Annotated in this window: 17 protein-coding genes, 1 tRNA gene and 1 pseudogene; 8 read left to right on the plus strand and 11 right to left on the minus strand. The window is 42.9% G+C overall.

Annotated features, from left to right (window positions below; translation table 11 throughout):
- Window positions 1-309: 309 nt before the first annotated feature.
- The 3 genes from infB to V7K35_RS23780 all read left to right on the plus strand — a co-directional run bounded on the left by infB (window position 310) and on the right by V7K35_RS23780 (window position 4,449).
- Window positions 310-3,462, plus strand: a complete 3,153-nt coding sequence (gene infB, locus V7K35_RS23770; RefSeq protein WP_335082210.1) for a translation initiation factor IF-2 — start codon at window positions 310-312, stop codon at window positions 3,460-3,462.
- A 103-nt stretch (window positions 3,463-3,565) separates the two neighbouring features.
- Window positions 3,566-4,186: a low-complexity tail membrane protein gene (locus tag V7K35_RS23775; protein ID WP_335082212.1), complete on the plus strand. Its 621-nt coding sequence runs from the start codon at window positions 3,566-3,568 to the stop codon at window positions 4,184-4,186.
- A gap of 65 nt (window positions 4,187-4,251) precedes the next feature.
- Window positions 4,252-4,449 carry a hypothetical protein gene (locus tag V7K35_RS23780; protein WP_335082214.1) on the plus strand — a complete coding sequence of 66 codons (198 nt, stop codon included), beginning with the start codon at window positions 4,252-4,254 and terminating at the stop codon, window positions 4,447-4,449.
- An 11-nt stretch (window positions 4,450-4,460) separates the two neighbouring features.
- Here V7K35_RS23780 and V7K35_RS23785 read toward each other — a convergent pair whose 3' ends face one another.
- Window positions 4,461-4,619, minus strand: coding sequence for a hypothetical protein (locus tag V7K35_RS23785; protein WP_334797524.1), 159 nt, complete (start codon window positions 4,617-4,619; stop codon window positions 4,461-4,463).
- Between the two features lie 344 nt (window positions 4,620-4,963).
- On the opposite strand from V7K35_RS23785, the gene V7K35_RS23790 reads away from it, so the two are divergent.
- On the plus strand, window positions 4,964-6,658 hold the full coding sequence (locus V7K35_RS23790; RefSeq protein WP_335082216.1) for a DUF1565 domain-containing protein: 1,695 nt from the start codon (window positions 4,964-4,966) through the stop codon (window positions 6,656-6,658).
- Window positions 6,659-6,873: 215 nt separating this feature from the next.
- On the opposite strand, the gene V7K35_RS23795 is transcribed toward V7K35_RS23790, so the two are convergent.
- Window positions 6,874-7,167 carry a DUF3493 domain-containing protein gene (locus tag V7K35_RS23795; protein ID WP_334724710.1) on the minus strand — a complete coding sequence of 98 codons (294 nt, stop codon included), beginning with the start codon at window positions 7,165-7,167 and terminating at the stop codon, window positions 6,874-6,876.
- 33 nt (window positions 7,168-7,200) lie between these two features.
- On the opposite strand from V7K35_RS23795, the gene V7K35_RS23800 reads away from it, so the two are divergent.
- Window positions 7,201-7,272 (plus strand) — tRNA-Thr (locus tag V7K35_RS23800).
- Between the two features lie 355 nt (window positions 7,273-7,627).
- Here V7K35_RS23800 and V7K35_RS23805 read toward each other — a convergent pair.
- Both V7K35_RS23805 and V7K35_RS23810 read right to left on the minus strand, forming a co-directional pair.
- A complete protein-coding gene (locus V7K35_RS23805; RefSeq protein WP_335082218.1) occupies window positions 7,628-7,837 on the minus strand; it encodes a hypothetical protein in 210 nt (69 codons plus the stop codon).
- A 13-nt stretch (window positions 7,838-7,850) separates the two neighbouring features.
- A complete protein-coding gene (locus tag V7K35_RS23810) occupies window positions 7,851-8,228 on the minus strand; it encodes a hypothetical protein (protein WP_335082220.1) in 378 nt (125 codons plus the stop codon).
- 190 nt (window positions 8,229-8,418) lie between these two features.
- On the opposite strand from V7K35_RS23810, the gene V7K35_RS23815 reads away from it, so the two are divergent.
- A complete protein-coding gene (locus tag V7K35_RS23815; RefSeq protein ID WP_335082222.1) occupies window positions 8,419-9,345 on the plus strand; it encodes a hypothetical protein in 927 nt (308 codons plus the stop codon).
- A 119-nt stretch (window positions 9,346-9,464) separates the two neighbouring features.
- Here V7K35_RS23815 and V7K35_RS23820 read toward each other — a convergent pair whose 3' ends face one another.
- Window positions 9,465-10,562 (minus strand): DUF3466 family protein, encoded by a 1,098-nt coding sequence (locus tag V7K35_RS23820; protein ID WP_335082224.1) that lies wholly within the window; start codon window positions 10,560-10,562, stop codon window positions 9,465-9,467.
- A 77-nt stretch (window positions 10,563-10,639) separates the two neighbouring features.
- A pseudogene (locus tag V7K35_RS23825) lies at window positions 10,640-10,786 on the minus strand (ISKra4 family transposase); the annotation flags it as partial.
- Between the two features lie 1,049 nt (window positions 10,787-11,835).
- Here V7K35_RS23825 and V7K35_RS23830 point away from each other — a divergent pair.
- Window positions 11,836-12,258, plus strand: a complete 423-nt coding sequence (locus V7K35_RS23830) for a hypothetical protein (RefSeq protein ID WP_335082226.1) — start codon at window positions 11,836-11,838, stop codon at window positions 12,256-12,258.
- Between the two features lie 109 nt (window positions 12,259-12,367).
- Here the strand turns inward: V7K35_RS23830 and V7K35_RS23835 are convergent, their stop codons facing one another.
- From V7K35_RS23835 to V7K35_RS23845, 3 genes are all read right to left on the minus strand, one after another.
- A complete protein-coding gene (locus tag V7K35_RS23835; RefSeq protein WP_334795429.1) occupies window positions 12,368-13,411 on the minus strand; it encodes a M42 family metallopeptidase in 1,044 nt (347 codons plus the stop codon).
- Window positions 13,412-13,744: 333 nt separating this feature from the next.
- Window positions 13,745-15,139 carry an S-layer homology domain-containing protein gene (locus V7K35_RS23840; protein WP_335082228.1) on the minus strand — a complete coding sequence of 465 codons (1,395 nt, stop codon included), beginning with the start codon at window positions 15,137-15,139 and terminating at the stop codon, window positions 13,745-13,747.
- A 727-nt stretch (window positions 15,140-15,866) separates the two neighbouring features.
- The gene (locus tag V7K35_RS23845) at window positions 15,867-16,151 is read right to left on the minus strand and encodes a hypothetical protein (protein ID WP_335082230.1); all 285 of its coding nucleotides are present in this window, start codon (window positions 16,149-16,151) and stop codon (window positions 15,867-15,869) included.
- A 600-nt stretch (window positions 16,152-16,751) separates the two neighbouring features.
- Between V7K35_RS23845 and V7K35_RS23850 the strand changes: the two genes are divergently transcribed.
- The gene (locus tag V7K35_RS23850; protein WP_335082232.1) at window positions 16,752-17,957 is read left to right on the plus strand and encodes a histidine kinase; all 1,206 of its coding nucleotides are present in this window, start codon (window positions 16,752-16,754) and stop codon (window positions 17,955-17,957) included.
- 147 nt (window positions 17,958-18,104) lie between these two features.
- Here V7K35_RS23850 and V7K35_RS23855 read toward each other — a convergent pair whose 3' ends face one another.
- Together V7K35_RS23855 and V7K35_RS23860 are read right to left on the minus strand one after the other, a co-directional pair.
- The gene (locus V7K35_RS23855; protein ID WP_335082234.1) at window positions 18,105-19,139 is read right to left on the minus strand and encodes a PleD family two-component system response regulator; all 1,035 of its coding nucleotides are present in this window, start codon (window positions 19,137-19,139) and stop codon (window positions 18,105-18,107) included.
- Window positions 19,127-19,327: a hypothetical protein gene (locus V7K35_RS23860; RefSeq protein ID WP_335082236.1), complete on the minus strand. Its 201-nt coding sequence runs from the start codon at window positions 19,325-19,327 to the stop codon at window positions 19,127-19,129. The genes V7K35_RS23855 and V7K35_RS23860 overlap by 13 nt, the downstream gene beginning before the upstream one ends.
- Window positions 19,328-19,922 lie beyond the last annotated feature (595 nt).

Genomic DNA, 19,922 nt, shown 5'->3' on the forward strand with positions numbered 1-19,922 from the left:
GATGTAATCGATTGTGTTGTGGAAGACTCAGAATCAACAAAACAAGAAACTACAAAATGGCAACCTGGTAGCGCTCAGGCGCAGTTCGGCGTCAAGGGTTCCCATAAAAATCTTTTAAAGAAATTTTTATGGGTCTCCCTCAACCATCATTCCTGGTGGGGATGCCATTATTAAACCGAAACATCTCTCTTTCCTGATTGGAGGCACCGGCAAAAACTGAACGGCAATCTAAAAACAGTAATTCAAGGATGGAGATGTCGCAAACCAGGCAACCATCCGCTAAAACTGTAAATTAAAGGGGAAGAGTGGATGAACAACGGCAAAGTTAGAATCTATGAATTATCAAAGGAATTGAATTTGGATAACAAAGAGCTACTAGCAATTTGCGACCAGCTCGACATCGCGGTCAAAAGCCATAGCAGCACGATTTCAGAATCCGAGGCAGAAAACATCCGGGCGGCAGCAGAAAAGCTTGCAGCTACAAGTGTATCGGCCAAAAAGGAACTAGGTACAACCAGCCATAAACCAAATTCACCACCGAACGGCGGACCCCCGCGACCTGCTGCACCCCACAAACAGCAAATTTTGGAAATACGCAAACCCAAAATCTTGAGAAATACTACCTCCAACGCCCCAGAGGCGTCACTTGCTACCAATACCCAAGCTGCCTTGTCTGAAGCTAATCCTCCCTCTCCTCCACGGCCATTCGCTACACCAGTCTCACCCATGAAGCCGACGGCACCAACTCGACCTGTACCCCGGAATCAAGCTGAGACCCAAGAGCAACCAACGATCACAGACTTGGAACAAACGCCTAATCAAAATCAGGCGCCGGAAAAAATAGTATCCCAAAAACCGGAAAAAATAGTTCCACCGAGACCGAAATCGGAAAAACCTCAAAAACCGCAACTAGTTGCCCCTCCAGCAAGGCCTGCGGAAGAAGTTGTCCAGGTGGCAGATGAGCAAGTATCTCAGGCAGACAAACCGATCCTCAAACGCGACCAACGGCTACGGCCTGTTGAAGGCGATCGCGATCAAATTAAGCCAAAAGTCGCTAAACTGCCAACTGACCAGTCCGCACCATCTGCACCACAAAGAGCAAGTCGTCCCACCACTGCGCCAAGCAGACCAGAGCAGAGGGGCAATAGACCGTCTGCTCCATCGCAACTGGGAGAGGGGCAACGACCCAGACCAGCGCGTCCAGGCGAAGCTGTAGCAGCCGCGATGCCGATCGCTACTCCACCCAGACAGATATCAGGAATAGCAGGCAAATCTCAAGGATTGGGTGATGAGCCAGTCGCACCTGATCTCCTCGATTTGAAACGCCCAAGTCCGCCTCGCCCGACCAAAGGCGGCAAAAAGTGGGTAGAAGAGGAAATAATTGACGAAGTTAAAGAGAAGGCTAAAGCTGGCGTCAAAGGCAAGCGGATCAAGCCGATACTGGATGATGAGTTTGAAGAAGATTTGCTGGATGATGACGATATCGACTCACCAGCCACCGTCCAAGTCAGCCTTTCCATCGCCCGTCCTCCTAAACCTAAAGCGACTCGACCTGTACAGATGCCAGGCGCAACCCTTGCTAGCGCCCCAACTGCTAGAGGAAGTAGAAAGTCTGGTTCCAAATCTGGTTCTAGCCGTGACCATCACAATAACCGTCGCCAAGAAGCCGAGACAAAGCGTGACCGTCCAGAAAAAGTGGTCGTAACAGGCCCGTTGACTGTGCAAGAACTGTCTGACGTTTTAGCCGTTGCCGATACAGAGATTGTAAAAATCCTGTTCCTTAAAGGCATGGCGGTGAGTATCACCCAAAATCTGGATATTCCCACAATTACCCTGGTAGGAAAAGAACTAGAAATAGAAGTCGAAACCGCCGAGCCAGAAGCAGAAGCTCGGAAAATTACGGAAATGGTCGGTGCAGAAGACCTAGAATATCTCCACCGCCGTCCGCCAGTCGTGACAATTATGGGTCACGTAGACCACGGTAAAACAACCCTGCTCGACTCAATCCGCAAAACAAAAGTGGCTGCTGGCGAAGCTGGTGGTATCACTCAACACATCGGTGCATACCATGTGGATGTGGAACATGAGGGCAAACCGCAACAGATAGTCTTCCTAGATACACCCGGTCACGAAGCCTTTACAGCTATGCGGGCCAGAGGAGCGCGGGTAACAGACATTGCCGTATTGGTAGTGGCTGCTGATGATGGTGTCCGTCCCCAAACTATTGAAGCCATTAGCCACGCCCAAGCCGCGGGAGTGCCAATTGTTGTTGCAATCAACAAAATCGACAAAGAAGGGGCACAGCCAGAGCGGGTGAAACAAGAACTCACCCAGTATGGTCTAACCGCAGAAGACTGGGGCGGGGAGACAATCATGGTTCCGGTGAGCGCTATCAGGGGTGAAAACCTAGATACGCTCTTAGAGATGATTCTCTTAGTAGCAGAGGTTGGAGAACTATCTGCCAACCCAGATCGTTTCGCCAAAGGAACTGTGATTGAGGCACATCTGGATAAAGCCAAGGGAGCAGTTGCTACCCTGCTAATTCAGAATGGTACCCTGCATGTGGGAGATATCTTGGTAGCTGGCTCGGCTTTCGGTAAAGTCCGGGCGATGGTGGATGACAGAGGCAAGAGAGTAGACATTGCTTCTCCCTCCTTTGCTGTCGAGGTGTTGGGTTTAAGTGATGTGCCAGCAGCAGGCGACGAGTTCGAGGTCTTCCAGAACGAAAAAGAAGCCAGAGCACTCGCTAGCGATCGCGCAGACAGACAACGCCTATCCCGCCTGTTACAAGGACGTGTTACCCTTACAACCCTATCGGCTCAAGCCCAAGAAGGCGAGTTGAAAGAACTCAACTTGATCTTGAAGGGAGACGTACAAGGTTCGGTGGAAGCCATTGTGGGAGCGCTGAAGCAAATCCCGCAAAACGAAGTCCAAATTCGGATGCTATTGGCTACTGCTGGAGAAATCACCGAGACAGATATCGACTTAGCAGCTGCCAGTAACGCTGTGATTATTGGCTTCAACACCACCTTTGCCAGTGGCGCTAGACAAGCCGCCGATGAAGCGGGTGTAGATGTTCGAGAATATAACGTAATCTACAAACTCCTGGAAGATATCCAAGATGCCTTGGAAGGTCTTTTGGAACCAGAGTTGGTGGAAGAACCCTTGGGTCAAACCGAAGTCCGTGCTGTCTTCCCAGTCGGACGTGGTGCTGTTGCCGGTTGCTACGTTCAATCTGGCAAGTTAGTTCGCAACTGTAAAGTCAGGGTGCGACGCGGCGGAAAAGTGATCTTTGAAGGCGTCCTTGACTCCCTAAAACGGATGAAAGAAGATACCCGTGAGGTCAACGCCGGTTATGAATGCGGTGTCGGCATGGATAAATTTAATGATTGGGTTGAAGGTGACATCATCGAAGCCTATCAAATGGTTACCAAGCGCCGTACTCTCACCTTAACGAGATAGTGTTGAGGGTAAAATGGTTAGAAGTTAGGAGTGATAAATTAGGAGTTAGGAGTTAAAGGCTGCTAATTCCTAACTCCTAACTCTTAACTCATAACTTTTTATTATGCATTCATTTCGCTCTGAACCTATTTTGTGGATTCATGTCGCTGGATTGGCGACATTGCCTATTTTTTTAGTGCTCTGTTTATTCTTTCTGTCTGTAGGCGAGCCGTTTTTACCAGTCTGGATGGAGCTATTTTTAGTTGCCGCCATTGGTATCCTCCCTTTGCTATGGATGCAGTTGCGTCGCCCTTTTTATATATTTGCTCTTTTAGGAATAGCCTTAAAGCCAGAAAATCTGACCGAACGGCAGCGAAAAATTCTCTGTTTAATTAATACAAAGTTAAATCGTATCCTGGCATTAGTGGCAGCAGTATTGTCAGTTTGGGTGCTGTGGCAGCTTTACCAAATTGCCCCATTAGTCGCAAATTCAGCTAAATTTCTTCCCCAATGGCGCAGCCTTGCACTAGTGCTTGCGGGGTTAGCCTTTTTGGGCAGCAATTTATTTTTACAAATACCTGTGAGTGTGATGCGAGTTTTGGTGACTAATGACACAGAATTCGCTGGACTAGAGCCATTATCTTTAGAAAAGATTAAGCAGGATTTCACAATTTTAGGGGTGCGGGTTAATCAAATCGTGCCCCAATTATTGCAATCCTTGTTTAGGATTAATAGAGATTCGTAGCATACCAATGCCTAATGCCCAATCCCCAGTTACCGTTGAAGTTTAAAACAAAGGAATGAGAAACTATGGCTCAAATTCCAGCTTCTAGCGATCGCCAATTTTCTGCTGATACTAAAATTTGGTATAACCTCAAATGCGCGATCTCCACTAGTTCCGGTTTTCAACGCTGGCAACTAGAACCTAATGCTCAATTACAGGAAGTTAGCTTGGAACAGCAAGTACAACGGTATTTAAGAGAAACTTTAGAAACTTTAGCTTACTAAACACCAAATAACTATTGTAGGCTTGTTTGCAAGCGACGAAGTTGACGGTATGCCCTCTCCAAGCGATGCCTACGGCGGTAAACTACGCCATCAACTTCTACTTCATTTTTGGGATAATTCTTAATAATTTCAATCAGCGACACCTGCCCGTTTTGACTCGCAGAAAGTATTAACGCGGCTCGTCAAGCCTGCCGTTCGGCTCTGGGAGACGGTATATAAATAACTAAGCACTTAGTACAACTTGGCAAGAAAATCTACCTACCATCTCAATTAACACGACTTGGAGCAAAATCCTCTTGTTAAAGGTAGAGAAACTGACGCTACAGTGTACTAGTAGAATTTTATAAATAAAATAATATAACTAATGTATAAGTTCTGTGATCTATCTAGGGAATTTAGCTGAATCAGTGCTAATCATCCAGTATAGTTTTGCATGGGTTTTAAAGCAGCTACAAGACTGTTAACTTTAACCTTGTTCGACATACCATCATTCAGCACATCACAGACGGAAAAAATGAAATATCGGGGTTTTCACATTTCTCTCGCGAAAAATTTTCGCCTTTTTTCTAGCAGTCATCTCAGATATACTTTACGCGTGGGAGCCGGACTAACGGCAATGCTTGTTGTTTCTAGTGGGTCAATACTACTACCGGGTGAGGTTAATGCTGGTGCTACTCACCCAGAAGGTATCGCCCCAACTCTCACAGCGCAAGCTCCTGCAACTGCCGCAGTGATTTACGTTAATTCAGCAACTGGTGCAGATAGTGCTGGTGCTGGTACAACGTCAGCTGCACCCTATAAAAGCATCAGTTTCGCTCTCAGTCAAGCCCAAACAGGTGCAGTTATTCAATTAGCACCTGGGAACTATAACCAGGAAAGTGGCGAAACCTTCCCGTTGTTGCTTAAACCAGGGGTGACACTCCGGGGTGATGAAGCTACTAAAGGTCAGGCAATATTGATTACAGGTGGAGGATTCTACACTAGTCGCACCTTTGCCAGGCAGGACATTACCATCCTTGCCGACCAAGATACCACGATTAGCGGTGTCACCGTCACCAACCCAAATAGCCGGGGTACGGCTGTGTGGGTGGAGTCAACTAATCCCATTATCAAAAACAGTACTTTTACTAACAGTGTTAGAGAGGGTGTTTTTGTAACGGGTACAGGCAATCCCAAAATTGAAAGTAACCTCTTTGTGCAAAACAAAGGCAACGGTATTTCAGTTGCTAGAGCCGCCCAAGGAGAAATTCGGAATAACATATTTCAGGATACTGGTTTTGGTTTAGCGATCGGTGGCACTTCCACACCCCAAATTGTGGAAAACCAAATCATCGAAAATCAAGATGGTCTTTTTATCTCAGAGTCAGCAAAGCCCGTATTGCGTAAGAATGTCATTCAGAACAATAAGCGGGATGGCTTAGTAGCGACTGTCAACGCTCTACCCGATCTTGGCACCAACGAAAATCCTGGTGGCAATCTTATCCGCAATAACACTCGTTATGATCTGAACAACGCCACCAAAACCGGTAAAATTGTCGCTGTTGGCAACGATATCGATCAGAAAAAGATTTTTGGCTCAGTAGATTTTGTTGCCGCAACTGTTGATGTACCCTCTGGAGGGCCTGTAGCCTTTAAGGATGTCCCAGCAAATTACTGGGCAAAAAGTTACATCGAAGCTTTAGCCTCTCAAAATATTATTGCTGGCTTTCCTGATCGCAGCTTTAAACCCAATGAACCTGTAACCCGCGCTCAATTTGCCACTATTGTCACTAAAGCTTTAACACCACCAAGCAAACGCGCAGGCATTCAGTTTAAGGATGTAGCAAGTAATTTCTGGGCTTACGCTGCAATTCAATCTGCTTATCAGAGTCAATTTGTTTCTGGTTATCCCGATGGGACTTTTAAGCCACAGCAGCAAATTCCAAGAGTACAGGCGTTAGTAGCTTTAGCAAATGGTTTGGGCTTAACTGCGAATAATCAGAATGTCCTTTCCTTTTACACCGATGCTGCCCAGATTCCTGGTTATGCGATCGCTCCTGTTGCTGCTGCAACTGCACGGCAACTAGTGATCAACTATCCCACAGCGAAGCAACTCAATCCTAATCGTCAGGCGACTAGAGCTGAAGTTGCTGCCTTTGTTTACCAGGCACTCGTCAATGCTGGACGTGCCCAAGCAATTCCTTCATCCTATTTGGTAACAGTTCAGTAAATGCGTAGTTAGCATAATTGAAAGCGCCAGACTAACAAATTATCAGTCTGGCGCTTGCAATTAATGTGAGTTTTATTAATTTTAAGGGTCTTTAAATATAGCTGACCCCATTTGAAAGTGATTGGGTTTATAAATAATGTTGGCTGAAAACTTAAAGAATATAAAGATATATAAAAGGAAAGCAGCAAAAAAAATAATAGCTAAAATTTCTTCCTTCAAGAATTAGGATTTTTATCCGATTGGGGGCGTTGTTGCCGACGCTGTTCCCAGCGCCAGAGAAAGACCATTAAGGTAACTATTCCTACTTGGAGAGCTAAACTAGGCAAAGCACTCTCAACATCCCGTCCGGCAAGCACTTGGAAAAAAAAGACAAATGCGCCAATCGAGCCAGAAGCACCGAAAGCGATGTAGATAAATTGTCGGAAGCCGCGATAAGGAGCAGCTATTTCTGCTTTGAGGCTGGCATATTGTTCAGGATTAAGGCGATTTTTGGGATTTTTATCTACCATGATTAAATCATGTTATACTCTTAGATTGTGTACGCCGATGTGGCTCAGTGGTAGAGCAGCTGATTCGTAATCAGCAGGCCGTGGGTTCAAATCCCATCATCGGCTTTGATCAAAGTATTACTCAATACTCAAGTTTGACATAAATCAAGTGTACAGTGACTAATTATTTCTCGTCGGTGACAGATTACAGCTATTTTCAGGTAAATAGACCACACGGTAGGGGCACAGCATTGCTGTGCCCTTACGACAGATGTGGTTCAAATACATGAAAACTGCTCTAATGTCGTTGTGACAAATTATTGTCATCAAACCTAGTAATTTGCTTCCGTATGTATTGGTGACAAATTATCAAAACAGAATTCAGGAGTCAGGAGCCAGAATGGGCTAAACCTTAGCTATCCGCTAACAGAATTGAATTCTGTGATTTAACACCCCTACTCCCATTTTCAAGCTAGGTGGATTATTGCAGCAAAGGAGTTGTGCCATTACCGTTAGTTGAGGCATTCGCAATTGCAGCTTGGGTAGGTTGAGTAGTAAGAACCGCTACAACTGGAGTAACTTTTGAACTAGATTGTTTACTTCGTTTTCGATTAGAGCCGCCAGCCTTGGAATACTTTATACTGTTTCTGCCGTAGACAGTTGCAACTCCACTTAGCATTCGTTCAGACATTTCACAGAGAGCTTTAAATAACAAATGCGATCGCAAAAGCTATAAATGCGAACGCCGAAATAACAATTGCGTTCGCAAAAGCTATAAATGCGAACGCCGAAATAACAATTGCGATCGCAAAAGCTATAAATGCGAACGCCGAAATAACAATTGCGTTCGCAAAAGCTACAAATGCGAACCCCGAAATAACAATTGCGATCGCAAAAGCTATAAATGCGAACGCCAAAATAACAATTGCGTTCGCAAAAGCTATAAATGCGAACCCCGAAATAACAATTGCGATCGCAAAAGCTATAAATGCGAACCCCGAAATAACAATTGCGATCGCAAAAGCTATAAATGCGAACGCCAAAATAACAAACGCGATCGCAAAAGCTATAAATGCGAACAAGTTTTGTAGGGTGTCTTGTCGCCAAGCGCCGCACCACCAATTTGCGGTGCGTTAGGACTAATATCCATAATGCTACCGAACTCTTTGCGCCTGTGCGTCTGTGCGTGAAATCAATTTATCTCCTAATTTTTCAGAAATTGAGGATAATACTGTTGAAGCTTCATTAAGATGCGTCTAACTACACCTGCTCATGAATGAACAGCGTCCACAAGATTATTACCAGCTAATCGAAAGCCTGCTAAATTGCCCAAATGGGGAAGAATCAGAGATATTAGCGGCGAATACAGAATTGGTTGATGCTGGTTTTTTGCAGGTGTTGGCAGCAGTAGCAGATGATTTTGCACAGCAGGGAGAAGAAAATACAGCAAACTGGTTGAGAAACCTAGCAACATATCTCACCTCGGAAACTACCCCCATCACCCTAGAGGATATGGAGACTTACAGGCAATTTTTACTAAAAATACTGCAAGCAACGGCAGATAGCAACGGCGATGCTCAAGTAATTTATCCATTGCTGGCAGCAAATACCGATAAACTCAATGAGATTTTTGCAGAATTATTGCGCCGTTGGGCAACAAATACTCTAGCAGAAGCGGAAGTAGATGCAGCAACATCCATCGCCGTAGTGATTGTTAATTTGAGTAATCGGATTAGCAATTTTCCCTTGGGTAGCAAAGCCAACAACATGGAAATTGCTATTACTGGCTACGAAATCGCCCTCACTGTTTACACCCGCAGCGCCTTTCCAGTAGATTGGGCAATGACGCAAAATAATCTGGGGATTGCTTACCTTTACAGAATATTAGGAGAACGAGCCGAGAATATTGAATTAGCCATCGCTGCTTATAATCAAGCACTCGAAGTTACAACCTTAAGCGCCCTTCCAGTAAATTGGGCAACGACGCAAAATAATCTGGGGAATGCTTACGGTGACAGAATATTAGGAGAACGAGCCGAGAATATTGAATTAGCGATCACTGCTTATAATCAAGCACTCGAAGTTACAACCTTAAGCGCCTTTCCAGTCGATTGGGCAACGGTGCAAAATAATCTGGGGATTGCTTACGGTAACAGAATATTAGGAGAACGAGCCGAGAATATTAGAGCCAGTGCGTAAACGTATTTTGCAGCAAGGATAGCGTAGTTCTCTTTAACGTTTTGCAGGAAGGGGAATTACGCGATATTAAATAAATTCATATTCTCAAGTAATCACTTTGTTTACCTGAAGTTATTGCATTAATTTGTTTGTTGTATGGCTGCACTAGTAGAGTGACGTTTGTGCCTGAGTGCTGCAAATAAAGTTACAATAGCACCGAACGACAAAATAGGAATGCTTGAAGTTGGTTCAGCTACAGAGACAGATGAGGTTGGTGTCAGGAGGAATGCGTGTAATTCACCATTAACTGCACCACGACCAACAATTTGTCCATTATTATTAATAGCAGATGCTACTGTCAAAGTAAAGCCAGGGTCTGAACCAGGAGCAATCAGGTCATTCAGGTCGTACAGAGTGTTATCACTATAAAGAAAAGCCCGCAAACCATTGCCATCTGTTGTAAAAAAGTTATTGTTAGTGCCAGAAAACCCGACTACTTGACCTAAATTATTGATCCCCAAAGCAGCACTGAACAAATCTGTAGGACGTAACCTACCGAGGTTTTCGAGTCCCGTGCTGGAACTGTACAGAAAAGCATGACCATATATACCTTCTCCAGTGAGTCCAGAATTACCTACCACTTGTCCTGAGTCATTAATATCATTTGCTACACTGTACGCATCACCTGGCAAAGTTCCCAAATTAGTAATTTGGCCGTTTTCGTACAGAAAAGCTGTGTTTGAAGTGAGAATACCTACTACTTGTCCCAAGTTATTTAAACTGGTGGCAACATTAGCAGAAGTTCCTATACTGGTTGCTATCCCATTACTGTATAAAAAAGCCCCAACTTCGCTTGCTTCCCCTACTATTTGGGTGCGATCATTAATCGCATAAGGAAAAGCGTTTTGGATAGAGAGGGGTTGGGTGATGCCATTGCTGTATAGGAAAGGGTTATTTCCAGTAAAGTTATTGCTATTAGCCGAATTACCAACTACTTGCCCCAAGTTATTGATACCAGCTAGTCCAACTTGATTATCGCCAGGCAGGGGACTAATTTTTTTAAGTAAACCATTGCTGTAAAATAAAGGACTCGTCAAAGAATCAATGGCTACCTCACCTGAGTCATTAATGCCTGTAGCATAAGTGAAGGCTTGTCCGGTAAGAGCGCCTAAGTCAGTAACTGAGTATAGAGATACCGCCAATACCGACTTGGATGCAGTAAGACTGATTGCGGTCAATGTTAATGTTATTGCTGTTATACAGGATTTCCACTTAAGTAAAAGCATGTGGGGAGCATCTCACTTTTTGAAGAGGGTTAAACCGATAATAATCCATTGAGGTAAGCAGAGTGATGAGCCAGGACTTGAGGGACATTTTCTCGTTTCCATTGTGCCCCAGAAATCTTTGTTCGACGGTCAATCTGTTTAACGGCAGATTCAACCGAACCAGAACCAATTGAACATCTCGATTGGACAGTCGCTTTGTTTCTCCGTATCGCATTGGTGAAGCCAATTCATCTCAAAACTCTCTATCCTACCATAAAATAATTCTGCAAGAGGTCTATTTTATAAAAGCGCCAATATTGACGGAACACCAACAGATAAAAACTTTCTTTGGAACACTGGTGATGAAATAGTTGACATAACTTTACACCAAGATTTACATCTGTCCCAGCGGATTGATGTAAATAAAGAACCAAATAGCCCTCGTGTAGATTTACTCAAAGATACAGAAGTTATCGATGAAAACTACGCTGTCTCTTTTGACGGTATTACCCAAGACCAAAATCAAAACTTACTAATTAAAGGTTTTGCTCATCCTTTACGACTTTACGACAGCTACAGTTTATGGCTAAATCTACGTCGTCCAGAAAAAGAAAATAACAATCATACAGATGATGTAGATATCTCATTTCTACGTAAATTAAATCCAGACAACTGTCTTACTATTAAAAATAATCCTTTATTTATTGGTCAAACTCTGCTAATTACTGGTTGGTTAACAGGTGCAAAAGACAAAAAAATTATCCAACAAATAGCAAACGAGTGTTTAAAATCTGTATTTCCCGATCACTATCTTCTACCGCAATTTAATCGCCAAGGTGAATTATTTGGCAGTCCCATATTTGAATATGGTTTATTTAGTCAACTATCTAACTATCAGCACGTTTTAATTTGGTTATTTGCCAACAAACAAGCAGATGATAAATTTAATCAATGCTATCAAGAATTATTAGATTTATTTTTCTTCCGCGCTAAAGCCGTAAAAGCTTACAAAGATAGTAGAAAAATTTACAACCAACTAGATTTTGCCTATCGCGATATTGAAACAATCATTGAAAAAATACCTAAATTAGATAATACTCAATCTACCAAAACAGTAAATTTAACCTATTTAAAAGACCTACTAAAAGCTTTACCCCAATCATCATTAACATACACCCGTCTGCTGCGAAATATAGAAGAATATAAAAATACTATTGCGATTAATACCTATAACTACGCTGAGAGATTGCAGCAGATTCATGATATAACAGGTGAAAACATCAAGTTTCTAGAAATCTTCAGTCAAAGAAATTGCCTCTTCTTTCAACAACAAATTAATGCAGATTTAGGTTATTTCCGCCACGGTTCGGAATTATTGAGTAAAGCCATAGACTCAATTCGTGGCATAGTAGAAATAGAACAAGCCGAACGCGATCGCTCTTTAGAACGCACCATCCAAGTACTAGGTATAGCCTTTGGTGGCGGTGCAATAGTTTCTGGTGTTGTCATCCAACACATAGATAAACCCTTTGCACCACAGATAAATTTCAAGTACCCAGTTCACCCCTTGGTGTCATCTTTACTTTGGAGTGTTTTAGCTACGGCGATCTTTGGTATAGTGGCCTGGTGGGTTACTCAACCGAAAGCAAAGAGAAATAAACAGAAGTAGGCATTAGAGCAAGTTATCTTACTCACGCCACATCAATAGTAAGAATAATCTTGCTGTTCGATGTCTACGACGGGCTACGCCTACGCGCATTTTCGACAACCAGAAAAATTCACTCAAACTCAGTTTCGCAGAAAGCTTTTAACAAATCAATACAATTTGCGATCGCTCCTAAATGAGCAATTTCATATCCATGTGTATTTTGGGTAGGAAACGCCAAACATGCAGCACGCCCAACATGACCAAATTTCATCGCAATTGAAGCATCACTACCAAACTGACTCAGTATCGCTAGCTGCACTGATATATCAATTTGCTTGGCAGATTGGCGCAGTTGTCCATTTAACCCCTCATCATATATTCCATAAGCATCTTGAGATAAAAGTACAGGACTTTCCCCATCTTTAACAGGATATTCCTCAGATAATGGACAAATTTCTAAAGCAATTAAGGCATCCAAACGCTGATTTTGGGTGAAAAATAGCGCCCCAATTGCTCCTACTTCTTCTTTCGCCGACGCTACTAAATAAACATCAACAACTGGCTGCTTGAGATTTTCAGCCAAAGCTAGCAAAATCGCAACAGAAGCTTTGTTATCCAAAGTGTAACCAGCAATATGATCCTTTAACCGAATTGGACGCTTGCGATGTTTGCCAATCACCATTTTAGTTCCAGGCCGAATACCAGATGCTTCTAATTCAGCAGATGTGAGCTTGGTTTCGATCCAGGCATTTTCCCACTTAACAGTAGTATCTTCCTGCTGGACTTTTTGGGGTGATTCGTGGGAAACGTGGCGGGAACCAAAGCTGAGAATACCGTTGATGGTTTCGTTATCTCCCAGTAAATCTACAACGCCTTCGCCATAAACCCACGGGAAAGAACCGCCAAGTTTGCTGACTTTGACACGACCTTCATCACCAATACTCTTGACAATTGCGCCAATTTCGTCTTTGTGTGCTGTGATAGCGATCGCTCGGTCTGGATTTTTCCCTGGAATCTTCGCAATAATATTATCAGCGCGATCGCACCAGACTTCTACATCCAGCGCCGCAAATCGTTGCATCAACAACTGGTTAATCTCAGCTTCTGCACCACTAGGAGAATGGTGCATGACCAATTCTTCAATAATTTCAAATAAGCGATCGTAATCCCACATCAATACAGTTAGTTTAATTTTCAACTATTATTATGGGACAATTGTGCATCAACAACCCGACCTGCTAATATAAGTGCTGACCTTTTTTGTTGACGCTTCAGCACTCCTACCGCACCAAAAGCACCAAGCGCTAAAATTTATAAGTTTATTGAGGGTTCAGGAACAGACTTAGCATCAATCGCCACCAGTGCAGCATCTGCTTCTTAATAAAAAATAGGTGCATTAAAAAGAAATAACAAAGTTTGCATCCTAGATATAGAATTGCCCACTTTTATGCAGGCTGGCTATCAACCTAACCGCAAAAGAATTGCGTAACCCTTCGTAGACATCGCTTTAACTTCGCTTCAATTTCAAAGCCTCAGCAGCCGATACACCCTCACCCTGAGTGCCGAAATACCACAATACTGTAGCAGCTTCAGCCCGAGTTACTGGTTTTTTGGGTTGAAACAGAGTCGTATAACCAAATACCCGCCGAATATTTGATTGTTCGCCATTTTGGTAATCAACCAACACTGCTCTTAAAGCCTTAGGGTCAATTCGTGCTGCGTCTTGGAAACCCCACGTTTGTTTGACTGCATCTAAGTTAGCAGAGGGTAAAGCTTGGCGAGTATCTAGGGGCAATTTCCACAGCAGCAACGCCTCCCGCGTTAGGGGTGCATCAGGACGAAACAAAACTGCTGTAGAATCTCCAGACAAAGGACTGGGAATTAACCCAGCCTCGGCTAATCCCTGAATTGCTGTAAAATCAGGGTCTTTTGCGGGCACATCACTAAAAGCTGGTTGAGTACTTTCTGATGCCAAGCGAATTTGTTTAGCTGGATTGCTGGGATACATAGCATTGTTAGCAGCAATTAGCCAACGGGCATATTCCCGATGTGTAATGATTTTACTGGGTTCAAACTGCTTAGTTGTGGTAGTAGAGTTGCTCTTAGTTTCCTTTGGCTCTATCGATAAAACACCTAATGCAGCCAAGTCTTGGATGTGTTGCCGCCATTCTTGCGGTATCTTATTGAGATCGTTGAATTCCTGAGATTCGGGTGTGGCTGTAGGAGTTGTTTGGTTATTAGCCGTACTTGGTGGCTGTGCTGCCAAGTTTGCAAGTGGTATCGGCCCAATGAACTGTGACTCTCCGGGTTGGGGAATGGCGTTAGTAGTTTCGTTAAGATTTGTAGTTGGGGTAGGCTGTGCCGTAGCGGTACTATTCGGTACGTACTCAATCAGTAATTCAGTGGCTGTTTGGGGTTGATTAGGTGTGGCGTTAGTAACTGATTTAGGCTGAATAGAAACCTTCAACAGCAAATCGTTACGACGTGCCTCAAAGACATCTGCCGCATTATTTGTTGGCTGTTGCAAAATCTGCCAGTGATTTGTTTGAAACTGGCTGCTATAAAAGCTAGCAATAAAGTTGCTGGGATCAGAACTCAACCAACGAGTTGAGACTCTGTTTTCTGAGCCGCTAGCAGGTGTAACTTCCTGTAGTTTGGCATTGGAATATAGTGGGATATCTTTGGGAAAATTAGATGGTAACTGAACTGTTGATTGGTTTTGCTGTGCTTGTGGTTGGTTACCCTGAGATTCTCCAAAGACAACTGGATTGCTTTGCAGCTTAGGATCTGCCGCCAAAGATTGCTCAAAGTTTTTGGCGACTGGACTGTTAGCACAGGCTGTTAACGAAGTCAGTAGAACAGCCCAAATTAGAAATACAGCTGGACGTTTACAGGGAAGCACAGGAAATCACAAATTGAGTTTCAATTCCTACCCTAGCGCAGACTGTTCATTAAATGGGTATGGGGGATTAGGGACTGGAATATTGAAAAAACCCCATTTCCTCTGCCTCTGTGCCTCTGCGGTTAATTTATTTTTACAAATGATTTAGAACTGCTATAAGTTTGTTTATTTAAATGTCAACTAAGCCCTATCTCTAAAAATGAGTAAACGGTAGCAAAAGCTACCGTATTGTCTTTGTTTTACAGCCATTAGGTTTTGATAATTCCCATGCTTATTTATAGAGTTCCCTAAAATTCTGGCAAACTAACACTTTGGGAAAAAAAACATAAATAAACCTGAAATACTTGCTAGATAAGAGTTTTATAATTTTGCTCCTCAAAGTTAGTAGTTCACCACACCAAGTTGGATGGGTGAATCAGTTCGTAGTCGGGACTTTAGTCCTTGATTTGAGTGCTGAAATTGTTGCCTTACCAAAGCACTAGATTGAGAATCAATTTTTTAGATAGTTGTGGAAATATTCAGTTGACAGGGTGGATAACTGATTGAGAACTCGCCAAAGAACAGCATAGCTAGCAAAAGCTTTAAGCTCCTTCCAGATGCAGTAGTTGCAATGCGATGCCTACGGCGGGCAAAGCCTACGCCAAGCAACTGAAGTGATAGACTAGGACTAAAGCCCCCTTTAGCCTCACCCAAGAAATGGAAATAGATCAAGTTCGCTAACGTTCGCTTACAATCGATTTTGGAGATTATTCATCTGACGATGGTAAGCTGAATAAGGCAATAGATGGAAAATGCCAATGTTAAGCAATTCCAGGAACTTAGCGGCGTAAGTTTGTGGTTCTTGGCGACTGGGGTCATAGGCAAGGCAGTCAAGTGTCGCAGCAGTTTCCCTAATATCTATAAATTGATTTTCTAGGGAAAGTGCTACCTGTAATGTAGCCACGAGTTTATTGGCAGCCTCGAAAGCAGTGAGTGCTGACTCTAAAAGTGCGTAGTTTACCGCCGTAGGCATCGCCTCTATGTTATCTAAAGCTTTCTCTTGAGCAATCCATCTCCTGTTCTTCTGGGATAGGACAGGGGCTCTTTCAGGAAAGGCTGGGCACAGGGTGCGCTTTGCAAGTTATAGAGGCAGTACATAGTCAGCTATAGCTGTTTTCATAATCCTACTAATCATTGGGTAGAGGCAAAAAAGACACTTCATCGGATGCACTGGCGGTTGAGAAAACCCTCTACAAACTTGGTCTGAACAGTTAACAGCTTCCTGATAGATTTAGATACAATTAGCATCTGCGTTTGGTACAGTGATCACTAGTTCAAGGCGAATAATCAAATTGACATGCTGCTCAACTAGCCAATTTGACATAGTATTAAACCTTTCTACCTGTTGGTTCTGGCGAATATTTTTGATTAAGGGCAAATTAAGACTTATATTATTCAAGGGCAAAGGTGTTTCTTGGAGGTGAAGTTAGCCAAAAAGGGGCAAAAGGCTGAAAAAGATATGTCTGATGTCAAAAACGCAGATCTAATCGGAGTATGAATGAACAAAAAACAACGATCATCGACAACCGTCAGTCAATTTTACTTTCTGTAAAACGTCGCTAGGTTGTTACCAGTGCTGAAACACGATTACATGCAAGTCTCCCAGGATCAGCCTATTTATTCTGAGGCTCCACTCCAACTGTTACTATTTGTCGATGAACGCCCAAAGTCCCGACAACAGGTGCAGCGAATACGTGCTTACTTAAAAGAATTGCAGGCTGAGTATACTTTTGAAGTTCAAATTATCGATATTGGACAACAACCTTACTTAGCAGAACACTTTAAATTGATCGCAACGCCAGCTTTAATCAAAATTCATCCGGAACCACGACAGATCTTAGCTGGGAGTAATATAATAGCACAATTGAAAAACTGGTGGCCTCGCTGGCAAGCCGCTGTAGACGCTTACTTAAAATTACAGGAAGACTTGCAAGAACGTATAGAGGACAAAGCTAGGGCGACATTACCCAAATCCACTATCCATTCAGTTGCTGTTTCTGCCGAACTAATCAGACTCTCAGACGAAATTTTTCGTTTGAAACAGGAAAAAGATAACCTCCAAGAGCAGCTACAGTTTAAAGACCGGGTGATTGCTATGCTGGCACACGATCTTCGCAATCCCTTAACTGCTGTCGCGATCGCCATAGAAACTCTCCAATCTAATTACAATTTAGAGAAAGGGGAATTTCAGCGCCTCAAACCATCGATGACGGTACATTTATTAAAACAAGCCCGTAATCAAACTAAGATCATTGATCGGATGATTGCCGACCTTTTGCAGGTAGGTCATGGGAAAGATACAGAGTTTCCCATTATACCACAAAAGCTACAGTTAGGGAAACTGTGCTTAGATGTATTAGAAGAATTGTGCGATCGCTACACCGCCAAATGCCAAGAGCTAGAAACAGATATTCCCTATGACTTACCATATGTATATGCTGACCCAGAACGCATCCGCCAAGTGCTAGTAAATTTGTTGGATAATGCCATCAAATACACCCCAGAAGGTGGCAAGATTAGTGTTGCCGGATTGCACCGTACTACCCAAAAAGTTCAGTTCAGTATTGGCGATACTGGACCTGGTATTCCTGTAGAGAATCGCGATCGCATCTTTGAAAACCACTTCCGCCTGCAACGGGATGAAGGTACAGAAGGTTATGGCATTGGTCTTTGTTTATGCCAACGCATCATCCTGGCACATTATGGTCAAATTTGGGTAGACTCTGCCCCAAATAATGGAGCATGGTTCCACTTCACACTGCCAGTTTATCCTTCTTAGGGATTGGGCACTTGTACTGAGCATCTCGACTTCTCTACGAGACGCTACGCGAACGCTCGATGGAGCCGGCGTCTTAAAGCCTGCGGCATAGCTACGCTTAGGGCGCAGCCTTTCTAAGGGTTGTATTGGGCATTGGTCAAAGCAGAACTAAGAACTTGAGACAAAGCGATCGCGCCCCCCGGCTTTAGCTTCGTAGAGTGCTTTATCTGCCCGCACAATCAAATCTAAAGGTGATGATTCCCAAGTGGGGACAACAGTCGCCACGCCCATACTGAGGGTGACATACTGACTCATTACAGACCCGCCATGAACAATTTGCAAATCTTTGATTCCAGCTTGGATCATTTTGGCAACGTGAACTGCGCCAGATGCAGCGGTGTATGGCATAATCACAGCAAATTCTTCGCCACCATAACGCGCTACTAAATCCTGATGTTTTTGTACCTTAAAGCTTAAAACAGCACCCACCTTTTGTAAACAGATATCCCCAGCAGGATGGCCATATCTATCGTTATAAAATTTAAAAAAGTCGATATCACACAAAATCATTGACAAGGGAGACTCCTTTTGTGCGAGATTAATCCACTGAGTATTGAGATAATGGTCAAAGCGGCGACGATTAGCCAACTCAGTTAAGCCATCTACATTGGCGAGGTGATCCAAAGCTTGGTTTGTAGCCTCTAATTGCTTGTATACTTGCGCTTGCTTTAGCAGTCCACGCAACCGATGGCGCAATACAGGCCAGTGAATTGGCTTAGTGACATAATCTGTTGCCCCTGCTTCAAAAGCACGGTCTACGGATTCTTCATCGTCCAAGCATGTGATCATCAATATAGGAGTGTAATCCCACATTGGGATTACAGTATTGTTAAGGCTAGAGTCAGTATCAAAGGTTTCAACAGCTGATTTTAAATTATTTTTGGCAATTTGGAACAAGTACTTACAGCAGGTAAAGCCATCCATCACAGGCATTACAGCGTCTAGCAAAACTATATCTGGTTTAATAGTCTCGTAAGCATCTAAACATTGCTTACCATCATTGACCTCAACCACTCGATAACCTTCTTTTTCCATAGCTTTACGCAAGAATACTCGAACACTCTTGTCATCATCAACCACTAAAATCAGGGGTGGTTGCTGTGGTTGCTGCTTAGAATTAGAAAATGGGCTTATGCCTGACATGAGTTGCCTTCCACTTGCGGGACTATCCTGAAAAAGTCAGTGCAACTTGATCGCATGGCGGCGATCGCTCTTTTCATCAATGCCAGGATTTGCGGCAAAGGTGTGTCGGGCTTCACAATCAACTGTTTTTTGACACTAGACTGTTCAATATTAGTGAGCCAAGCAAGCGGTAGATAACTAAGTTGCATAGACAATCTATAATTGGAACACGAAGGCAATTATTACCTTTTTGTTCGGCTATGGTTATGGAAAGAAATGTTACTTTTATATTTCCCCATTCTTAAAGTCAAATTGCAATTTTATTGAAAATTGCAAATGCACACCTTAACTATTGAGTTCTGTAGTTAGTTTAGAAACCTAGTGAGACAGGGCAAAGCAATTGCCAAAGCGTGCTCAGAAGATAGCTAATAATAAAGACTAATATCACCTGGCTTAAATTTATTTAGTCTATTCACAAGGCTTGGAGAGATTTAGTATAATTACATAAGATTAAGGTTAAGCTTAGTGCAAAGCTTAATTCTCAAGTCTTTCTGAGTGAATAACTTAAGTAAGAATTCTCCTTGAATTCGATTCAATATATCTAGTGATATTAAAAAATAGTTTGTTTTTTTGGAAAAACAGCAATTAGTCATTAAGGTTATATTAAATATAATAAATAAAAATTAATATTTTTAACAAATAAACTCTATAATTGGTTCACAGACAGCAGATAAAACCGCCATCTTTTTGATGATAGAAACAAGAAGTTTTTATAAAAAAATCAAAATTTATTTACGGTTACTA

Source organism: Nostoc sp. (assembly GCF_036917275.1).
GTDB lineage: Bacteria > Cyanobacteriota > Cyanobacteriia > Cyanobacteriales > Nostocaceae > Nostoc.